Source organism: Paracoccus subflavus, assembly GCF_004310345.1.
GTDB lineage: Bacteria > Pseudomonadota > Alphaproteobacteria > Rhodobacterales > Rhodobacteraceae > Paracoccus > Paracoccus subflavus.
Genome location: NZ_SISK01000001.1, coordinates 534132 through 554625 on the forward strand (window position 1 = coordinate 534132; position 20494 = coordinate 554625).

The 20494-nt window shown below is 64.6% G+C and carries 17 protein-coding genes; 11 read left to right on the forward strand and 6 right to left on the reverse strand.

From position 1 onward, the window contains the following. Position 1: 1 nt before the first annotated feature. On the reverse strand, positions 2 to 505 hold the full coding sequence (gene tatB / locus EYE42_RS02690; protein WP_130989745.1) for a Sec-independent protein translocase protein TatB: 504 nt from the start codon (positions 503 to 505) through the stop codon (positions 2 to 4). 9 nt (positions 506 to 514) lie between these two features. After that, positions 515 to 796 carry a twin-arginine translocase TatA/TatE family subunit gene (locus EYE42_RS16265; RefSeq protein WP_246020557.1) on the reverse strand — a complete coding sequence of 94 codons (282 nt, stop codon included), beginning with the start codon at positions 794 to 796 and terminating at the stop codon, positions 515 to 517. Between the two features lie 148 nt (positions 797 to 944). On the opposite strand from EYE42_RS16265, the gene EYE42_RS02700 reads away from it, so the two are divergent. Both EYE42_RS02700 and EYE42_RS02705 read left to right on the forward strand, forming a co-directional pair. Continuing rightward, positions 945 to 1565, forward strand: coding sequence for a MarC family protein (locus EYE42_RS02700; protein ID WP_130989746.1), 621 nt, complete (start codon positions 945 to 947; stop codon positions 1563 to 1565). Beyond that, entirely contained in the window at positions 1562 to 2131 is a 570-nt protein-coding gene (locus EYE42_RS02705) for a retropepsin-like aspartic protease family protein (RefSeq protein ID WP_130989747.1), read from the forward strand. Before EYE42_RS02700 ends, EYE42_RS02705 begins: the two co-directional genes overlap by 4 nt. A gap of 2 nt (positions 2132 to 2133) precedes the next feature. Here EYE42_RS02705 and EYE42_RS02710 read toward each other — a convergent pair whose 3' ends face one another. Both EYE42_RS02710 and EYE42_RS02715 read right to left on the reverse strand, forming a co-directional pair. Further along, positions 2134 to 3552 (reverse strand): alkaline phosphatase D family protein, encoded by a 1419-nt coding sequence (locus EYE42_RS02710; protein ID WP_130989748.1) that lies wholly within the window; start codon positions 3550 to 3552, stop codon positions 2134 to 2136. Positions 3553 to 3618: 66 nt separating this feature from the next. Continuing rightward, on the reverse strand, positions 3619 to 4863 hold the full coding sequence (locus EYE42_RS02715) for an AGE family epimerase/isomerase (protein WP_130989749.1): 1245 nt from the start codon (positions 4861 to 4863) through the stop codon (positions 3619 to 3621). Positions 4864 to 5046: 183 nt separating this feature from the next. Here EYE42_RS02715 and EYE42_RS02720 point away from each other — a divergent pair, with 183 nt between their 5' ends. The 4 genes from EYE42_RS02720 (at position 5047) to EYE42_RS02735 (ending at position 9904) form a co-directional block, all read left to right on the forward strand. Next, positions 5047 to 6075 carry a TerC family protein gene (locus EYE42_RS02720; protein ID WP_246020558.1) on the forward strand — a complete coding sequence of 343 codons (1029 nt, stop codon included), beginning with the start codon at positions 5047 to 5049 and terminating at the stop codon, positions 6073 to 6075. A 135-nt stretch (positions 6076 to 6210) separates the two neighbouring features. After that, positions 6211 to 7482, forward strand: a complete 1272-nt coding sequence (locus EYE42_RS02725) for a hemolysin family protein (RefSeq protein ID WP_130989750.1) — start codon at positions 6211 to 6213, stop codon at positions 7480 to 7482. A 72-nt stretch (positions 7483 to 7554) separates the two neighbouring features. After that, the gene (locus EYE42_RS02730; protein ID WP_130989751.1) at positions 7555 to 8754 is read left to right on the forward strand and encodes an acyl-CoA dehydrogenase; all 1200 of its coding nucleotides are present in this window, start codon (positions 7555 to 7557) and stop codon (positions 8752 to 8754) included. Beyond that, the gene (locus EYE42_RS02735) at positions 8747 to 9904 is read left to right on the forward strand and encodes a CaiB/BaiF CoA transferase family protein (protein ID WP_130989752.1); all 1158 of its coding nucleotides are present in this window, start codon (positions 8747 to 8749) and stop codon (positions 9902 to 9904) included. The genes EYE42_RS02730 and EYE42_RS02735 overlap by 8 nt, the downstream gene beginning before the upstream one ends. 258 nt (positions 9905 to 10162) lie before the next feature. On the opposite strand, the gene EYE42_RS02740 is transcribed toward EYE42_RS02735, so the two are convergent. Both EYE42_RS02740 and EYE42_RS02745 read right to left on the reverse strand, forming a co-directional pair. After that, a complete protein-coding gene (locus EYE42_RS02740) occupies positions 10163 to 11599 on the reverse strand; it encodes a bifunctional metallophosphatase/5'-nucleotidase (RefSeq protein ID WP_130989753.1) in 1437 nt (478 codons plus the stop codon). A gap of 256 nt (positions 11600 to 11855) precedes the next feature. After that, the gene (locus tag EYE42_RS02745; protein WP_130989754.1) at positions 11856 to 12602 is read right to left on the reverse strand and encodes a Bax inhibitor-1/YccA family protein; all 747 of its coding nucleotides are present in this window, start codon (positions 12600 to 12602) and stop codon (positions 11856 to 11858) included. A 418-nt stretch (positions 12603 to 13020) separates the two neighbouring features. On the opposite strand from EYE42_RS02745, the gene EYE42_RS02750 reads away from it, so the two are divergent. From EYE42_RS02750 to EYE42_RS02770, 5 genes are all read left to right on the forward strand, one after another. After that, positions 13021 to 13380, forward strand: a complete 360-nt coding sequence (locus EYE42_RS02750; RefSeq protein WP_130989755.1) for a helix-turn-helix domain-containing protein — start codon at positions 13021 to 13023, stop codon at positions 13378 to 13380. Positions 13381 to 13513: 133 nt separating this feature from the next. Further along, positions 13514 to 14308, forward strand: coding sequence for an inositol monophosphatase family protein (locus tag EYE42_RS02755; RefSeq protein WP_130989756.1), 795 nt, complete (start codon positions 13514 to 13516; stop codon positions 14306 to 14308). Beyond that, entirely contained in the window at positions 14305 to 15693 is a 1389-nt protein-coding gene (gene mgtE, locus EYE42_RS02760; protein ID WP_130989757.1) for a magnesium transporter, read from the forward strand. The genes EYE42_RS02755 and mgtE overlap by 4 nt, the downstream gene beginning before the upstream one ends. Then, positions 15690 to 16235, forward strand: a complete 546-nt coding sequence (locus EYE42_RS02765; protein ID WP_130989758.1) for a 5-formyltetrahydrofolate cyclo-ligase — start codon at positions 15690 to 15692, stop codon at positions 16233 to 16235. The genes mgtE and EYE42_RS02765 overlap by 4 nt, the downstream gene beginning before the upstream one ends. A 454-nt stretch (positions 16236 to 16689) precedes the next feature. Then, complete coding sequence (locus tag EYE42_RS02770; RefSeq protein WP_130989759.1) at positions 16690 to 20277, forward strand: vitamin B12-dependent ribonucleotide reductase; 3588 nt, start codon at positions 16690 to 16692, stop codon at positions 20275 to 20277. The last annotated feature ends 217 nt before the right edge of the window (positions 20278 to 20494 follow it).

The window sequence follows — 20494 nt, forward strand, 5'->3', positions numbered from 1 at the left end:
GTCAGTCGTCTTTCCTGTCACTGCGGCGCACGGCGCGCAGTTGTCGTTTTCCGGCACCCACATCCTCGGCCATGTCGTCGGATGCCGGTGCGGCGGGAATGGGGGCGACGGTCTTTACCCCGTCAGAGCCTGCGGTCTCCACGGGCACGGAAGACATAGTGGCCGGGGGCTTGGGGGCCACCGGGTCCCGTTCGGCACGCCTGTTGTTCTGCGGCAGCTTTGGATCCCATTTTTCGAACCGGTCGGCAGCCCGGTCAAGAGCATCCAGCCCCAAGGATCGTTTGGACGTCAGCGTCCGGATGTCGTTGAGCGACTTTGCCGCCTCGTCAATACCGGTATTTTTTGCCGCATCGTCCATTGCACTGGTGAATTCGCGCGCCATGCTCCGCGCTTTGGCCGTAAAGCGGCCAAGCGCGTGGAACAGATGAGGCAGGTCCTTTGGCCCGACAACGATCAACGCGACGATGCCGATCAGCAAAAGCTCGGTCCAGCCGACGTCGAACATGGCCCTGCCTTAGCTGCGGTCGGTCGCGTGCGGCGTCACGTCGCGCGCGGTCTCGCCTGGCATGGGGCGCACGGGATCGACGGTCGGACGAACGGTTGTCTCGCCATGCACGGTATGCGTATTGTGCGTGCTGTCTTCGATTTCCTTGGCGCCATCGTTCACACCGCGCTTGAAGGCCGTGATCCCCTTGCCGACTTCACCCATCAGCGAGGACACCTTGCCGCGGCCGAACAGCACCAGCACGACGACCGCGATCAGAAGAAGGCCGGGAAGGCCGAGATTGTTCAGCATCAGAAGCTCCCTTGTCGTGCGGCCGATGCCGCCCGCGGGTGATATGTATTCCCTGGAGCGGGCGAATGCAAAGCCCGAATCCGTGATAGTCGCCCCGGCCGCCCCCGATCCGCCTTGGCAGACCGCAAGGCGCGGGCGATAAGCGCGCATGGACCTGTCGATCTATGTGACCGCCTTCGTGACGCTGTTCGTGGTGATCGACCCGATCGGCCTGGCGCCCGTATTCATTGCCCTGACGCCCGGCATGACCGCCGCACAGCGCCGCCGAATCGGCATGCGCGCCCTGGTGATCGCAGCGGTGCTGATGACGATTTTCGGCATTGCGGGCGAATCCATCCTGTCGGCCATTGGCATCTCGATTTCCGCATTCCGCATCGCGGGTGGCCTTCTGCTGTTCCTGACCGCCCTGGACATGCTGTTCGAACGCCGCACCCAGAGGCGCCAGACCCAGGGGGACGCCGATCCCCTGCACCATGACCCGTCGGTCTTTCCGCTGGCAATGCCCTTGCTGGCGGGGCCAGGCGCGCTGGCCTCGATGATTCTTCTGACGGGCGAGGCGCAGGGCCTGGGTCACATGGTCATGGTCAATCTGGTGATGCTGGCCGTGCTGGCCATCGCCATGGTGCTGTTCGTGATCGCCACCCCCCTGGCCCATGCGCTTGGGCAGACGGGGGTGATGGTCGTGACCCGGCTGCTGGGGATGCTGCTGGCGGCGCTGTCAGTGCAGTTCGTGATCGACGGGCTGAAGGGATCGGGGCTGTTCCCATGAGCGGCGGCGACACCCTGCAACTGACCTATTATGCCGTCCTGCTGGTGGTGATTGGCGGGGCGATGCTGTTCGAGCTTGCAGGCCGGGGCGGCCGGATGCTGCGCCAGATTGTCCTGTGGATAGTGATTTTTGTCGGGGTGGCCCAGGCCGCGACATGGTGGATGGGCGGTACCGCCCCCAGGCAGCAGGTTCTGGAAGGCGGCAGGATCGAGATCCCCGTGGGCCGCGACGGCCATTTCCACCTGACCGCGCAGGTCAATGGTCGGGACGTGCGCTTCATGGTCGATACCGGCGCGTCGTCCATCGCCCTTGGCCCGGCGGATGCGCGGCGGATCGGACTGGACCCCGACGATCTGGCCTATGTCGGCACCGCCATCACCGCCAATGGCCAGGTCCAGACCGCCCCCGTCACGATCGAGGAAATCGCCATCGGGGACATCGTGGACCGCAATGTCCCGGCCTGGGTGATCGGCGCCGATCTGGACGGATCGCTGCTGGGCATGTCCTATCTGCGCACCTTCGCCCGCGTCAGCTTTGAAGGTGACCTGCTGATCCTGGAACGATAGGCTCAGTCCAGGAGCAGGGGCGGTGTCGGCCCGCTCTCCTCAAGGTGCCAGACCGCCTGCCAGCGTCCGCCCGCGCGCTCCAGCGTCAGGAAGTTCCTTTCGGCAACATAGCGGTGCTTCTGACCCGGCAGCGGACGGATGCGGATCGGATGACCCGGCAGGGGCGCCTCTCCCAGGCCCGCGAAGAGGCCCAATGCGCGGGCATAGCCCTTGGGCGGTGCCCGATGCGAGATTCCCGAGGCGACAAGCTGGTGGATCAGGGTGTCATGCGGCCCCATCTCGGCACGGGTGGCCAGATGGATTTCTCCGGACAGGATGGTCACAGGCGCGGTTTTCCGCATCCGCAGAATCTGACCCAGCATCCGCCGCCATTCGTCGCGATGGGCATGGCTTTGCCACTGGTCGCGCAGGTCATCCTCGTAGTGCTGCATCCGGGGCACGGCCATCATCAGCGTTTCCAGCAGCGACAGGCGCGGCCCCAACAGCGGCACACTGGACACCATGAAGACATGATCGCCCGCAGGCTGCATGGTTTCGACCGCAGCCCAGCCCCCCGGACCCATCACCCGCTGGCGGCGGCGTTCGGACCGCAGGTCGGGGGCGAACAACGTCACCCCCGGCAGGTCGCGCCGCCAGCCCAGGCTGCTTCCTGTCGGGTCGGCGAACAGGGCGGGCACGTCGGCATCCGTCGCGCCATGCTGGAACAGCAGGTACATCCGTCGTGCAACCCCGAACAGGGCCTGCCCCACCGCCGATTCCGTGCAGCTTTCGGGCAGCGACCCCCATCCATCGCAGATGTCATGGTCGTCCCAGACCGACAGGGACGGCACACCGGCGAACAGGCCGGCGCACGCTTCGGCCGCCAGGACCATCATGTAGCGTTGGGCGAACCTGTCTTCCAGATGACGGACCAGATCGGCCAGATCGGCGGATGACGGGGACTCGGGCACCCGCTCCGGCCAGTCTTCCGACAAGGGTTGGCCGCGCGTCGCCTCGTCGGCATAGATCTGGTCGCCCCCTTGCAGCAGCAGCGCAAAGGGCGCGCGGGCGTGATCGGCCCGCAGTTGCGCCCACATCAGATTGCGTTCGGCGGAATCGCGGTCCAGATCGCCGTTTTCCTCGCCATTGCAGGAGACGAAGGCAAAGCGGATGTCGCCATCCAGCCGGGTGACGACAGCATGGTCGCGCCCGTCAAGCCGATAGCCTGCATCGCCCGGTGCCAGGTGGAAATCATGGCGCCAGACCGACAGGCCCGCAACCCGCGCCAGCAGGACGGGCGCAACCGTTTCGGCCCCCGCCTCGACCGGTCCCGGCGCGGGCGCCCCATCGGGCCGGATGGTGACGGCCGCAAGGCGCATCCCCTTGGCGTCGCAGCCCCGAAAATGCAGGATCGGTACCGCGGAACCCTTTATGTCGGCCATGCTTTCTGTGCACCCCTATGGATCGTCTGGCCTTCACATAATCGTCCCGACGCGGATTGCACCCCGTCACCCGGCCAGCGGTTCCAGGCGGGCCAGTTCCTGCGCATGGCTGGCCAGACCGGGAACCAACGGGAACAGGTCGGCCTGCAGGGCATGATAAATATCGGGCTTGCCGGTGAACTGGCCTGATGCTGGTCGGCCTGCGGTCCCCGCCTCGGGAAACCAGCCGCCCCGGCCATGGTCGATCAACGCCGCGTCGGCAAAGCGCCACAGGCGGCGATACCAATCCTCGTCCCCCGGCCGGGGATCGGCCTTGAGCAGCGCAGCCAATGCGCCGATCGCCTCGGTCACGGGCCACCAGTAGCGGTCAGCCCGCGATACCCGGCCGTTGAAATCCAGCGTATAGGCCAGCCCGCCGCCCGAGTCCCAGGCGTCGGGCAATGCCGTTTCGACCAGACGGCGCGCCTGATGGACGGCATCGGCACCGGGCCGCCCCGCCAGATCCCACCATTGCAGCAGCAGCCGCGCCATCTCGAAGGAATGGCCGGGGGTGGTGCCCGCGGGGCGGAACATCGGATTGCCCGCATAGGCATGATCGGGCCGCCAGTCCGCATCGTAATGTTCTGGAATGCGCCAGTCCTGCGTGGCAGCCTGCCCGGCAATGAAGAAATCAAGGATGCGCCCGGCGCGGTGCAGGTATTCGGACTCTCCCGTGGCCTCGTGCGCGGCCAGCAGGGCTTCGGCCCCATGCATGTTGGCATTCATGCCGCGATAGGTCGAAAAGACCTGCCAGTCGCGGGTGAATTCGTCGGCGAACAGTCCCGCCTCCCTGTCCCAGAACCGGTCGTCCAGAACGGTGGCGATGTCGGCCAGCAGCCGGTCGGCATCGGGATGCCCGGCCATTCTGGCCGTGGATGCGGCCAGCATCACGAAGACATGCCCATAGGCCAGCTTGGTGCCCTCAAGCACGTCGCCGTCCCGCACCGCCCAGACATAGCCGCCATGCCGCCCGTCGCGATGGGTGCGCCACAACAGCTCCATGCCCCGGTCGATGATATCCGCCCGGTCGGGGCGCCCGGCCATCCGGGCCAGTCCGTACGAATGGATCAGCCGCGTCGTGACATGCAGTTCCAGCGCGCGATCGGGCAAAGGCAGGCCGTCCCTGTCCAGCATCCGGAAACCCCCATCCGCGCCTGGGCTGGCATCGAAAAAGTCGAGGGCGCGCAGGGCATCGCGAATCAGGAAACTCCGATGGGCCGGGTCGTCCAGCCACCGGATCGCACCGTCCGCTCCGGGTTCTGCGTGGTTCATGGGCCGTTTCCTTTCAATTCGCGCAAATCCTTGCGACTGCACCCCTTGCAATATCGCGGTTCGTCTGCCATCTGCCATTGCAGCGGTACCGGGCCCCTCTGGCGACAGCAATGTCGTGATGTCGGACCGCATCGAGCGTGTACTCGATGCAGGATGGCCCCGTCTGTTGAAGCCCTGGCATCGATGCACAACAGCAACGATGAGGGCATTATGGAAATCCTGCTACTTTTGGTGATGGGCAAGCCGCTTTGGATGTGGCTGCTGTTCATCGCCCTGGTGATCGCGCTTCTGGCTTTCGACCTGGGGGTGCTGCACAAGGACGATCACGAAATCGGCGTTGCCGAAAGCCTGCGCATGTCGGCCATGTATATCGTTCTGGGCCTGACTTTCGCGGGCTTCATCTACTGGCAGATGGGGACCGAAGCGACGGCCCAATACCTGACCGCCTTCGTGGTCGAAAAAACCCTGGCGATGGACAACATCTTTGTCATCGCGCTGATCTTCGGCTTTTTCGCCATTCCCCGCGAATATCAGCATCGGGTCCTGTTCTGGGGTATCCTGGGGGTGATCGTGCTGCGCGGCATCATGATCGGCCTGGGGGCCACGATCGTCGCCAACTATCACTGGGTGCTGTACATCTTTGCGCTGTTCCTTGTCTTTACGGGCATCAAGATGCTGTTCGCCAAGGAGGAATCGCACGACCTGCATGACAACAGGCTGGTGCAGTTCATGCGCCGCCGCTTTCACGTCACCGACGAACTTCATGGGCAGAAATTCATCGTCAGGCTGCCCGAACCCAAGACCGGCAAGATCGTTCGCCATGCCACGCCCCTGCTGCTGGCCCTTGTGATGATCGAGATTGCGGATCTGGTCTTTGCTGTCGATTCCGTCCCGGCGGTCTTCACGATCACGACCGATCCTTACATCGTCTATACCTCGAACATCTTTGCGATCCTGGGTCTGCGGGCCTTGTATTTCGCGCTGGCCGCCATTCTGCACCGCTTCAGCTATCTGAAATATGCGCTGTCGGTTCTGCTGGTCTTCATCGGGTCCAAAATCTTCATTGCCGATGCAATGGGCTGGGAAAAATTTCCGCCGACCTGGTCGCTGGGCATCACCTTTGCAATCCTGGGCGCGGGCGTGGTCTTTTCGCTGTGGAAAACCAACAGCGACAAGAAGAACCATATGTCCGCCTCTGCCCCTGGCGAATAACGCCGATACCCTTGCCAGGGCGCCCGGCACGGCGCCCTGGCCGTCTTTCTGTCCGGCAGGCCGCCTTGATGTCTTTGCACGGGCGCGCGCTTCGTGCAGATTGCACGAAGCCTGGTTTGCTGGAAAAAAGCCTAGATGATTATCGAAATTCTTGTTGTGCTGCTGCTGACGATGTTCAACGGCGTTCTGGCCATGTCCGAACTGGCCATCGTCTCGGCCCGGCCGGCACGGTTGAAGGTCATGGCGGCCGAGGGCAGCAAAGGGGCGCGGATCGCGCTGGAACTGGGGACAGACCCCGGCCGGTTCCTGTCCAGCGTCCAGATCGGGATTACCCTTGTCGGGGTGCTGTCGGGCGCCTTTTCGGGCGCGACGCTGGGGGCACGATTGTCAGCGGCGCTGATCGACAGCGGGCTGTCCCCGGCCCTGGCGCAGGCGCTGGGCGTGGGCGGCGTCGTGGTGCTGATCACCTATCTGTCGCTGATCATCGGCGAGCTGGTGCCCAAGCAGATCGCCCTGCGCGCGCCCGAAGGCGTTGCCACCCGCATTGCCCCCCTGATCCTGTTCATTTCCCGTATTGCCGCGCCGATTGTCTGGATTCTGGACAAGTCGGGCAAGGCGGTCCTGACCCTGCTGGGCCAGGCGGGCGAATCCGACCGCGGCATCTCGGATGAGGAGATCCGCGTCATGCTGTCCGAGGCCCGCAGCGCGGGCGTCATCGAGCAGGCCGAAACCGAGATGATCGCAGGCGTCATGCGCATTGCCGACCGGTCGGCGCGCGGGCTGATGACCCCGCGCCACGAGGTCGAGACGGTGGACCTGTCCGAACCGCCCGCCGACATCCTGCAACGCTTCCGAGACAGCCGGCGGTCGCGTTTCCTGGTGCGCGACGGGTCCGACGACGACATCATCGGCGTGATCAGCCTGCGCGACTTCATGGCGGGCGACGTGACCGACCTGCGCCCTCTCGTGCAGGAGGTGCCGGTGATCCGCGACGGCCTGCCCGCCCTGAACGTCATCGAGGAACTGAAGGCCAGTCCCGCCCATATGCTTCTGGTCTATGACGAATACGGTCATTTCGAGGGCGTCGTGACGGCGATGGACCTGCTCGAGGCGATTGCGGGCGATTTCCCCGAACCGGGCGACGACGAACCCAAGGCCGTGCAGCGCGACGACGGAAGCTGGCTGGTCGCGGGCTGGATGCCCGCCGACGAGTTCGCCGAGATGATCAATATCAACCTGCCCGAGGATCGGGATTATGAATCGGTGGCCGGTCTGGTCCTGGACCGCGCGGGTGTCCTGCCTGACGTCGGCGCTCATGTCACGGTCGCCGGCTGGCGGATCGAGGTGGTCGACCTCGATGGCCGGCGGATCGACAAGGTTCTGGTATCGCAACTGGCCGAGGCCTGAGGGCGTGACGATTTGGGCTTTCGCGGGCGGGCAGGCCGCCCCTAGTATGGCGCTGCCAGCCAGGAGACGCGCATGTTGATGAAATCCTACCGGGGCGCGACCTTTGACTGGTCCGATCCGTTTCTGCTGGACGATCAACTGTCCCAAGAGGAACGGATGATCCGCGACAGTGCGGCGGCCTTTGCGGCCGACCGGCTGGCCCCGCGCGTCACCGACGCCTATCTGAACGAGACGACCGACCCCGAGATCTTTCGCGAGATGGGGGCTGCGGGGCTGCTGGGCGTGACGGTGGACGATGCCCATGGCGGCGCCGGCGCGTCCTATGTGGCCTATGGCCTGGTCGCGCGCGAGATCGAGCGGATCGACAGCGGATACCGGTCGATGGCCTCGGTGCAAAGCTCGCTGGTGATGTTTCCCATCGAGGCCTATGGCAGCGAGGCGCAGAAGCGGCGCTATCTGCCGAAACTGGCCGCCGGCGACTTCATCGGTTGCTTCGGCTTGACCGAGCCCGATGCCGGGTCCGACCCCGCCGGAATGAAGACGCGCGCCCGCAAGACCGACGGCGGCTATCTGCTGAACGGCGCGAAGACGTGGATCTCGAACAGTCCGATCGCCGATGTGTTCGTGGTCTGGGCGAAATCGGACGCCCATGGCGGCAAGGTCCGCGGCTTTGTGCTGGAGAAGGGCGCCAAGGGCCTGTCGGCGCCCCGGATCGAGGGCAAGCTGTCCTTGCGCGCCAGCGTCACGGGCGAGATCGTGATGGAGGATGTCGAGGTGGGCGAGGACGCGCTGCTTCCGAACGCCGAAGGCATGGGCGGCCCCTTCGGCTGTCTCAACCGCGCGCGCTACGGCATTTCCTGGGGCGCCATGGGGGCGGCCGAGGATTGCTGGTTCCGGGCGCGGCAATACGGGCTGGACCGCCACCAGTTCGGCCGCCCGCTGGCCGCGACGCAACTGTTCCAGAAGAAGCTGGCGGACATGCAGACGGAAATCGCCCTTGGGCTGCAGGCGTCCCTGCGCGTTGGACGGCTGTTCGACGAGGGCCGGTTTGCCCCGGAAATGATTTCCATCGTCAAGCGCAACAACTGCGGCAAGGCGCTCGACATTGCCCGCATGGCCCGCGACATGCATGGCGGCAACGGCATTTCCAGCGAATACCACGTGATCCGCCACGCCCAGAACCTGGAAACCGTGAACACCTACGAAGGCACGCACGACGTCCACGCCCTGATCCTGGGCCGCGCCCAGACCGGGATCCAGGCCTTTGGCTGAACCGCCGCTGACAGGGCTTCGCGTCGTCGAACTGGCCCGCATCCTGGCCGGGCCGTGGATCGGACAGACCCTGGCCGACCTGGGGGCCGAGGTCATCAAGGTGGAATCCCCCGAGGGCGACGACACCCGCCGCTGGGGCCCACCCTTCATCGACCGTCCCCGCGCGGACGGCACGGTCGAACGGGTCGCGGCCTATTTCCACGCCGCGAACCGTGGCAAGACCTCGGTCCTGTGCGACTTCAAGGATGCGGGCGACCTGGACCGGCTGCGCGGGCTGATCGACCGGGCCGACGTGGTGATCGAGAACTTCAAGGTCGGCGGATTGCGCCGCTTCGGGTTGGATTATGAGACGCTGGCGGTTCGCAATCCGGGGCTCGTCTATGCCTCGGTCACCGGTTTCGGACAGGACGGGCCGCGCGCCCTGCAGCCGGGATACGATTTCCTGATCCAGGGCCTGTCCGGGATCATGGACCTGACCGGCGATCCGGCAGGGGAGCCGCAGAAGGTCGGCGTGGCCTGGATCGACATCTTCACCGGTCTGTATGGCGTGATCGCCGTGCAGGCGGCGCTTGCGGAACGCGAACGGTCGGGGCGTGGACAGCATCTGGACCTGTCGCTGCTGGATTGCGGGGTGGCGGTACTGGCCAATCAGGCGACGAATTATCTTTTGGGTGGCACGGTGCCGCACCGGCTGGGCAATGCGCATCCGAACATCGTGCCCTATCAGCTTTTCCCCGCCAGCGACGGCCACCTGATCGTCGCCTGCGGCAACGACCGGCAATTCGCGGCACTGTGCCGGGTGCTGGGTCTGCCCCACCTGCCCGCCGATCCCGATTTTGCGACCAATCCGGCCCGCGTGGCCCATCGCAGCCGGCTGGTGCCGATGCTGGCGACAGCGACGTCGCAACGGCCCCGCGCCGACCTGATCGCGGCGATGGAGGCTGCGGGCGTGCCCGCAGGCCCTGTCAACGACGTGGCCGAGGCGCTGTCCGACCCCCAGATCGCCGCCCGCGCCCTGCGCATCGCGCCGGAAGGCATCGCCGGCCTGCGCACGCCGATCCGCCTCGGCCGCAGCCCCCTGACCCACAACCGCGCCGCACCTGCAATGGGCGAGGGAGAGTGGGCCTTTGGGAACGACGCGGGGCAATAACAGCCCAAAGGAGCAAGAGCACCTTCGGGGGTTCGGCCTGGCAATGCCGGCGGCGAGCCATGCCATCGGAGGCGCAGGACGGACCAAACTCGACCGAGATCCTTTGGCTGGGGCCGCAAGCCGAAGCTCGGCACTTGGAATACGTGAACCAACTAGCCTGCGCCGACCGCGGGCGCATCATCATCGGTGACGCCTTCGACGCGGGGTGCGCAAGAGGGCGGCTTGGCGCATGTGCATCCGCCACGGCGCCCGGGCGACCTACACGATACGGATGCGGCCGGGTTCGACAGGATAGGGGCAACCTGCCCCGAACCAGTCCTTCAAGGCCGAAATGGCCGTCATATCCAAGTCGTGCCGATCCTGCCCGAATTTGTCCGGCACCGCCTGTGAGGTAGCGAACGCCACGCGATGGCGGCTGTCGGGATTCAGAGGGCGGCCATCGGGGTCAAATGCCGTCTCGATGCGGTGCCCTGCCGGATTTTCAAGTTTCGCGTTGATGGTCAGCCCGCAGAACCGTTTGACATAGCCGCCGCGCTGCCGGAACGGATCGCCGGAAAAGGTCGCCTCGAGGTTTTCCTCCATCATCGCCACGATCTCGGCACCGGTCAGGGTGACAACGCCGATCGGGGGATTGGTCGGGATGATGCACCACAGATCGTGCATCGTCACCGGGCCGGCGGGGATCGGAGCGCCATAGCGCCAGCCGTTCGAGAACGCGATTTCCGTATCGGCGGCTTGGGCTATGGCCGCGACGAGCGCGTCGTCCATGGGGGCGTCCATGCAGGTTCCGCGGTGCAGGATGCGGTCGCTATGTCCGACGGTCTGGCGGCGCAGATCGGACGCCGGGGTCACGGCCTTGGCCACCAGTGCCGCCACCTCGGGGTCTGCGGGCAGATCTTCGGTGATAGGGATCAGGCAGTGCTGCCGCCCGACGATACGTCCGCTTTCGATGTCCAGATCCAGCCGCCCGAGAAAGCTGCCGTGGCAGCCCGACTGGATGATGATGGTGTCGTCGACCATCCACGGCCGTTCGAGGCGGTTGTGTGTATGCCCCGACAGGATCACGTCGATGCCTTCGACAGCCTGGGCCAGTGCGCAGTCCTGCGGCAGGCCCAGATGGGACAGAACGACGATCAGGTCGCACCCCTCGGCCCGCAGCCGCGCAGCATGATCGCGGGTCTCATCGATACCGTCGGTAAAGCGCAGCCCTGTCGAGAAGGCGGGCGGCATGGTCTTGTCAAGGATCGTCGCCGCCAGCCCGATCACGCCGATCCCCAGGCCCTGGACGGGACAGACGGTGGTCGGGTCGAAGCGCGGCGCACCGCCGTGCTGGGGATGGCAATTGGCGGCCAGCATCGGATAGGTCAGCATTCCGGACAACCGCGCCGCCTGCGCCGGGCCATAGGCAAAGTCCCAATGCCCGGTCATGGCCGACAGGCCCAGGGCGTTCAGAACGGGGACTGCCGCCTCTCCACGGGTTTGGGTGACGGCTGGTGTGCCGTGAAACGTGTCGCCGTTGTCAAAGGCCAGCACGGTGCCGGGCGCTGCCGCCCGAGCCTTGTTCAGCACCGCGGCGATGCGCGCATAGCCCCCCATAGTCAGCAGCGACGGCCCCTCGGCCGTCCAGATCAGTTCCGGATGGGGTTCCAGATAGCCATGCGTGTCGTTCATCTGGAACAGGGTAATTCTGGGCATGTGCGGCTCGCTCGTGTCAGACAGAAATCCGCAAGGGACAGGGCAACCTTAAACCAACCTTAAGATTTCGCGTGCCGTGGACATATTGCGCACGCCAGGCGTCCCCTGCTTTGGCTGTCTCGTCTTGCGGTTCCGCCGGTCGTATCAGGCCGATTGGCGCGAATGCAGCGCGCCCGCGCCTCTGTTTCAGGTTGATTCACAACAAAAAACCCCCGCCAGTCGGGCGGGGGTTGATACGGTCAGACTGAGGTGCTGGTCACTCTCGGTTGCCCATGAACTGCAGCAGGAACATGAACAGGTTCAGGAAGTCCAGGTAAAGCTGCAAGGCGCCCATGATGGCGGACTTGCCCAGAAAATCCCGGTCCGAACCGGCCAGTTGCAGATAGGTGTTCTTGATGTTCTGCGTGTCATAGGCGGTCAGACCCGCAAAGATCAGCACGCCCAGGATCGAGATCGCGAACTGCATGCCCGGCGATTGCAGGAAGATGTTCACGATGGATGCCACGATCAGGCCGATAACGCCCATGATCAGGAAGGTGCCCCATCCCGAAAGGTCCTTTTTGGTGGTGTAGCCCCACAGCGACAGGCCGGCAAAGGCGATCGCCGTCACCAGAAAGGTCTGGACGATGGAATAGGACGTATAGACCAGAAAGATCGAGCTGAGCGACAGGCCCATCATCGCTGCAAAGCCGTAGAACAGAAAGGTCGCACCCTGCACCGACAACCGGTTGAGCGCGGCGCCGAAGGCAAAGACCATCAGCAGCGGCGCGAACATGATCACCCATTTCAGCGGCGAGGCATAGATCGCGACGCCAAGCTGCGTCAGTTGCCCCGACGCATCGACGGCGGCGGCGCTGATTCCATAGGCCGCGACGGCGGTTACACCCATGCCGACCGCCATCAGCCCATAAACCTTGTTCATGTAGGCGCGCAGTCCTTCGTCAACCGCCGCAGTGCGGGCGCCGACGCTCTGCGTGGTGCGGTACGTGTTGTAATCGGCCATCAATGTCTCCCCTGTGAGGCATGCCGGAGGCTACTCCGACTTATGTCGGTCATATTGGCACGGTTTCGCCATCTTTCAATGCGTCACCGTCCGTAATCTGCACAGGATTGCAAGCTTGTTACAACCGCCTGTCCCTCCGTGTGGCGTTGCCTGCAAGCTGGCCATCGCGGATCGGCGGAAGGTCTGCGACCTTCTGGCACCTGTTCGCGCTGCGGTTGTGAGGCTGCCTGATTCGGTCAGCAAGCAAACTTTTGTTCCCCAGAGTTTTCGTCAACGGCCTCATTCCCTTATCCCCAAGGGCCTCGACGAGCGGCCATACCTGTCTTTTTGGTCAGAATAGGCCCTGTTAACCAGCTTAACACTCGAAAATTGAGAAGCGTTAAGGTAGTGCTTCCTTAGATTGCAGAAGGTGGTAACGATGAAACACGGTGTAGATGTTCATGTTGGCAAGCGTATCCGTCACCGTCGCTGGATGATCGGAATGACGCAACAGCAACTGGCCGACAAGGTTGGCATCAAGTTCCAGCAGATCCAGAAGTACGAAACCGGAATGAACCGGGTGTCGGCGTCCCGCCTGTGGGACATTGCCCGCGCAGTGGACGTTCCGGTCAGCTTCTTCTTCGAAGGTCTGACCGAGGGCGAGATCCGCGACGAGGTCACGGGCGATATCCTGGCCGACAAGGAGGCGCTGCAACTGGTGCGTGCCTACTATACGATGCCGGTCGCGCAGCGGCGTCAGATCTTTGAACTGGCGCGCGTGTTGTCCGACGCCGCCTGACGGTTCCGGCCGCTGGACATTGTCCTGTCACGTGCCTGATACGATCCGGTGAATCAAATGCGTCCTGCCGCCACTGGCAGGACGTTCCCGTTCAGGTTAGTCCTGTCGGCACCTATGAACGCCGGGGACAGCCATGCAGGATGCGCAGGACATCATCGACGCGGCGCACCGTGCGGCCGATGCCGCGCGGGCGGCCATCCTGCCTTTTTTCCGCACCACCGACCTGACCGCCGACAACAAGCGGCCGTCGGGCTTTGACCCCGTGACCGAGGCGGACCGCGCGGCCGAACGCGCCATGCGCGCGGTTCTGGGAGCCCTGCGCCCCGAGGATGCGATTCTGGGCGAGGAATTCGGCGCGATCCCTGGCACCAGCGGGCTGACCTGGATTCTTGATCCCATCGACGGCACGCGGGCATTCCTGTGCGGCGCAGCAAGCTGGGGAATACTGATCGGCCTCTCGGACGGCCGCAATATCGTCTATGGCATGATCGACCAGCCCTATATCCGCGAGCGGTTCGAGGGGGGCTTGGGCCTTGCGTGTCTGGCGACCGACGCGGGCATACGGCCCTTGGCCGTCCGGTCCGGGGTCGATCTGGCCGGCGCGACGTTGCTGACCACCTTTCCAGAAGTGGGAACCGAGGCCGAAGCCGAGGCCTTTCGCCGGGTGTCGGCACGCACGCGGCTGACGCGCTATGGCCTGGACTGCTATGCCTATGGTCTTCTGGCCCTGGGCCAGGTGGACCTGGTGATCGAGGCCGGCCTGCAAGCCTATGACATCGCCGGGCCGATGGCGGTGGTTCAGGCGGCCGGAGGCATCGTCACCGACTGGCAGGGAGGCTCAGCGCATCAGGGCGGACAGGTCATCGCCGCAGCGACCCCTGCCCTGCATCGTGCCGCATTGGATTTGTTGAACGGGGATACCGCATGACCGACCAGACCCCTGCCCCGGACAGTCACCACATCGACGACGAATTCTTGCCCCGCCGCGCCTTGATGGACCGGATCGACGCAGCCATCGACGCCGGCGACGCGGCCCAGCTCAATACCCTGCTGGAGCCGATGCACGGCGCCGACATCGCCGACATCATCGAACGCCTGGTTCCCGTCCGGCGCCGTGCCTTCCTCAGCCTCTATTCGGGCGAGATCGACGGCGAGATCCTGTCCGAGATCGACGATTCGATCCGCGACGAGGTGATCGACCAGCTTCCGGCCGAGGTCATCGCCGAAGCCGTCCGCGAGATGGACAGCGACGACGTGGTCGATCTGGTCGAGGACATGGACGAGCCGGACCGGCAGGAAATCCTGGCCGCCCTGGACGCCACCGACCGCGCCGCCGTTCAGCAGTCGCTGGCCTATCCCGAATATTCTGCCGGCCGCCTGATGCAATCCGAGGTCGTGACCGCGCCGGAACACTGGACCGTGGGCGAGGCCGTGGCCTTTCTGCAATCCGAGGACTGGCTGCCCGAGCAGTTCTATCACATCGTTCTGGTGGATCCGCGCCGTCATCCGCTGGGCTATGTCACCCTGGGCCGGCTGCTGGCCTCGGCCCATGCCACCCCCTTGCGCGACATCACCGAAGACAGCTTCCGCACCATCAGCGCCTTTGCCCAAGAGGCCGACGTGGCCTATGTCTTCAACCAGTATCACCTGATCTCGGCCCCGGTGGTGGACCGCGACGACCGGCTGGTGGGCATCATCACCATCGACGACGCCATGTCGGTCCTGGACGAGGAGCATGAGGAAGACATCCTGCTGCTGGCGGGGGTGGGCGAGGAATCGAGCCTGACCGACAGCGTGATCCAGACCACGCGGCAGCGCGTGCCCTGGCTTGCCGCAAACATCCTGACGGCGGTGGCCGCGGCATCCGTGATCGGACTGTTCGAAGGGTCGATCGCGCAACTGGTGGCCTTGGCGGTGCTGATGCCCATTGTCGCCTCGATGGGCGGCAATGCCGGCACGCAGACCCTGACGGTGGCGGTGCGCGGCCTGGCGACCAAGGGATTGACCAAGGACAATTCGGTTCGCGTGATCCGTCGAGAGGTTGTCGTGGGGATGGTGAACGGCGCGGTCTTCGGCCTGGCCATTGGAACGGTGACATGGTTCTGGTTCGGCAACTTCGGCCTGGGCGCGGTGATCGGGCTGGCCATGGTCATCAACCTGACGGTCGCCGCGCTGGCGGGTATCCTGGTGCCGCTGACGCTGGACAAGCTGGGGGCGGACCCGGCACTGGCCTCGCCCACCTTTGTCACGACGGTAACGGATGTTGTGGGATTTTTCGCGTTTCTGGGCCTTGCAACGGTGATGTTGCTATGAACGACCCCGACAAGGCTGCCCTGCGGGTCATGGCCCTGGCTGCCCGCGACCGGGGCGGCGATCAGGACACCCTGACCCGCCACCTGACCGCGGCGTTGGCGCCGCATCGAGGCAAGGTTCTGTCGGGTTACTGGCCGATGCGGGGCGAGGCCGATCCCCGCCCCGCCATGGCAGCCCATGACGGGCCGGTCTGCCTGCCGGTCGTGCCCGGCCGGGCCGTACCGCTGCTGTTTCGGCGATGGGATGGCAAGCCTCTGGTGCCCGGCCCATTCGGCACATTTCATCCGCCTGATTCGCAGCCTGTGCTGCGCCCCGAAGTGCTGATCGTGCCCCTTGCGGGCTTTGACCGCCAGGGTAACCGGATCGGCTATGGCGGGGGATATTACGATCGGACCCTGCAATTGCTGCGCGAAACGGCGCCTGTCACCGCGATCGGTCTGGCATTCGCGGTGCAGGAACTGCCCGAGATTCCGGACGAGCCGTTCGATCAGCCGTTGGACCTGATCGTCACGGACCAGGGGATCCTGACGCCGCATCGGTGATGGCGTCGTCTTCGTGGCAGTTTTGCATCAGTTGTGCAAAAGCCAGGGATGACCTGTGGACAGCCCTGTGGGTAACTGCGGGATGACATACCATAAGCCATTCATAAATAACATTTATTCTTGTCATGACCCTTGTTGAAGAGTGGTTTTCCCTCGGCCTTGTGCGAGAATCGCTGACGCGGCTGATCTGACCCCGGTCAAGCGGGCTTTGTGTTTTATCCACAGATAAGAATTGTTGCACTCATTGTTTGATGGGATCAGTCTTGTGGCCTGTAGCGTTGTTCATACCAGATGTGGTGGCATCTAAACGACCAGCACCAGGAACCGCTGCTTCTGTAACCGAACCCGGCCGGGCGGTGCCGCCTGGACCCGTTGCCTTGGGCAAGGGGATGGCTGTCTGCCGCGTGGCGCAGGTCGCGGAATCGAGGGACGAGGACATGAAAGGGCTACGGGCATGAAGATCGAACGGCGTTTGACCACCCCGGACGGGGGCGCATACGGCGACATCGCCTTTACCACGACCATCAGCGAAATCCGCAACCCGGACGGCACGATCGTCTTTCGCAACGACCGGGTGGAAGTCCCGCAAGGCTGGAGCCAGGTTGCCAGCGATGTCATCGCCCAGAAGTATTTCCGCAAGGCGGGCGTCCCTGCGGCACTGAAGCGCGTCAAGGAAAAGGGCGTCCCGGAATTCCTGTGGCGCAGCGTTCCTGACGAGGCTGTCTTGGCGGACCTGCCCGTCGATCAACGCTATGGCGGCGAAACCAGCGCCCGGCAGGTGTTCGACCGGATGGCGGGTGCCTGGACCTATTGGGGATGGAAGGGCGGCTATTTCAGCACCGAGGCCGATGCCCGCGCCTATCACGACGAGATGCGCTTCATGCTGGCCCGGCAGATGGCCGCGCCGAACAGCCCGCAATGGTTCAACACCGGCTTGCACTGGGCTTACGGCATCGACGGCCCGTCGCAGGGGCATTTCTATGTCGATTACCAGACCGGCAAGCTGGTGAAATCCGACAGCGCCTATGAACATCCCCAGCCCCATGCCTGCTTCATCCAGTCGGTCAGCGACGATCTGGTGAACGAGGGCGGGATCATGGACCTGTGGGTCCGCGAGGCGCGCCTGTTCAAATACGGCAGCGGCACCGGCACGAACTTCTCGTCGCTGCGCGGCGAAGGGGAACGGCTGTCCGGCGGCGGCAAGTCCTCGGGCCTGATGGGCTTTCTGAAGATCGGCGACCGCGCGGCAGGCGCGATCAAGTCGGGCGGCACCACGCGGCGCGCGGCCAAGATGGTGATCTGCGACATGGATCACCCCGACATCGAAGCCTTCATCAACTGGAAGGTCATCGAGGAGCAGAAGGTCGCCTCGCTGGTGGCCGGATCCAAGGCGCACGAGGCACGCCTGAACGACATCTTCGCCGCCATCCGCACAGGCGGTGGCGAGACCGATCCGGCGCAGAACGGCGGATTGAAGGCCGCGATCCGCGCCGCCAAGCGCGCGATGATCCCGGAAACCTACATCAACCGTGTGCTGCAATACGCACGGCAGGGCTTCGACAGCATCGAATTTCCGACCTATGACACCGACTGGGACAGCGAAGCCTATGTCAGCGTCTCGGGGCAGAATTCCAACAACTCGGTCCGGGTGACGGACGCCTTCCTGAAAGCGGTGCGCGACGATGCCCCGTGGGAACTGATCCGCCGCACCGACGGCACAATTGCCAAGACCGTCAGCGCCCGCGAATTGTGGGATCAGATCGGCCACGCCGCATGGGCCTGCGCCGATCCCGGCATCCAGTTCCACGACACGGTCAACGCCTGGCATACCTGCCCCGAGGACGGGCCGATCCGCGGGTCCAACCCGTGCAGCGAATACATGTTCCTGGACGACACGGCCTGCAACCTGGCCTCGATGAACCTGCTGACGTTCTATCGCGACGGCCGTTTCGACGCCGATGCCTATGTCCACGCCACGCGCCTGTGGACCGTGACGCTGGAGATCAGCGTGCTGATGGCGCAGTTCCCCTCCAAGGAAATCGCGCAGCGTAGTTATGACTTTCGCACGCTGGGCCTGGGCTATGCCAATATCGGCGGCCTTTTGATGAACATGGGCCTGGGCTACGACAGCGACCAGGGCCGCGCGCTGTGCGGCGCGCTGACGGCCATCATGACGGGCGTGGCCTATGCCACCAGTGCGCAGATGGCGGCCGAACTGGGCGCCTTCCCCGGCTATGCCAGGAATGCCAGCCACATGCTGCGGGTGATCCGTAACCACCGCGCGGCGGCGCACGGCACCGGCGCCTATCACGGCGTCAACGTCGCCCCGGTCGAACTTGACGGCGACAGCTGTCCCGACGCGCGGCTGGTGGCCATGGCCCGGCGCGCCTGGGACGAGGCTCTGGCCCTGGGCGAGGATCACGGTTTCCGCAACGCCCAGACCACGGTGATCGCGCCGACCGGCACCATCGGCCTGGTGATGGACTGCGACACCACCGGGATCGAGCCGGACTTCGCGCTTGTGAAGTTCAAGAAACTGGCGGGCGGCGGCTATTTCAAGATCATCAACCAGTCGGTCCCGGCTGCCCTGGCAACCTTGGGCTATGCCCCCGCGCAGATCGAGGAGATGGTGGCCCATGCCGTCGGCCATGCCAGTCTCGGCAATGCGCCCTTTATCAACCACACCGCGCTGGCCGGTCACGGCTTCGGCCTGGCCGAGATCGAGAAGGTCGAGGCATCGCTGGCTACGGCCTTTGATATCCGCTTCGTCTTCAACCAGTGGACGCTGGGCGAGGATTTCTGCAAGGGCACGCTGGGCATTCCCGCTGCCAAGCTGGCTGACCCGACCTTCGACCTGCTGCGTCATCTGGGATTCACCAAGGCCCAGATCGACGCGGCCAACGACCATGTCTGCGGCACCATGACCCTGGAGGGCGCGCCGCACCTCAAGGCGGAACACCTGCCGGTCTTCGATTGCGCCAATGCCTGCGGCAAGACCGGCAAGCGTTACCTGTCCGTGGACAGTCACATCCGCATGATGGCCGCGGCGCAGTCCTTCATCTCGGGGGCGATCAGCAAGACGATCAACATGCCCAACAGCGCGACCATCGCCGACACGCTTGCGGCCTATGAATTGTCTTGGTCGCTGGGCATCAAGGCCAACGCGCTTTACCGCGACGGCTCCAAGCTGTCCCAGCCGCTTGCATCCGCCCTGGTCGAGGACGACGAGGAGGCCGAGGAAATCCTGGCCACCGGCAACACTCAGGAAAAGGCTGGCGTGATCGCCGAAAAGATCGTCGAGCGGATCATCGTCAAGGAGGCCGTGCGCAGCCACCGCGAAAAGCTGCCGCAGCGCCGCAAGGGCTATACGCAAAAGGCCATCGTCGGCGGCCACAAGGTCTATCTGCGCACCGGCGAATACGACGACGGCAAGCTGGGCGAGATCTTCATCGACATGCACAAGGAAGGCGCGGGCTTCAGGGCGATGATGAACAATTTTGCCATCGCCGTGTCGGTGGGTCTGCAATACGGCGTGCCGCTCGAGGAGTTCGTGGATGCCTTCACCTTCACCCGGTTCGAACCCGCGGGCATGGTGCAGGGCAACGACAGCATCAAGAACGCGACCTCGATCCTGGACTATGTGTTCCGCGAACTGGCCGTCAGCTACCTGGACCGCACCGACCTGGCCCATGTCAAGCCAGAAGGCGCCCGTTTCGACGACCTGGGCAGCGGAGAGCGCGAGGGATTGAACGTCACCCCCGTCAGCGAGCAGGCCGAGTTGAAATCGCTGACCATGCTCAAGCAGATCAGCAGTGCCGGATACCTGCGCAAGCGGCTGCCTCAGGATCTGATGGTTCTGCAGGCGGGCGTGTCGGCCACCGCCATCCTGGCGACCGAGCCCGCTGCCCTTGATGCCCGCGCCAAGGCCCGGATGCAGGGCTACGAGGGGGACCCCTGCGCCGAGTGCGGAAACTATACGCTGGTCCGCAACGGCACCTGCATGAAGTGCAACACCTGCGGCGGGACCAGCGGCTGTAGCTGAGCGTTCGCAGCAGGGACGACCATGATCTCTGCCGCCTGATCCCTGGGCGGCGGATGATCGGTTTTCAAAGGCAAGGTGCGAAATTCGCATTCGGCAAAGCATCCGGGTGAAAAATCCGTCCTGTGTCTTTGGGATGTACGGTGACGGAGGGTATGCCCCTGCTGACTTACCTTACTCCATTCTGGCCCGCGCAGATTCATTCCGATTCCGAAAATCC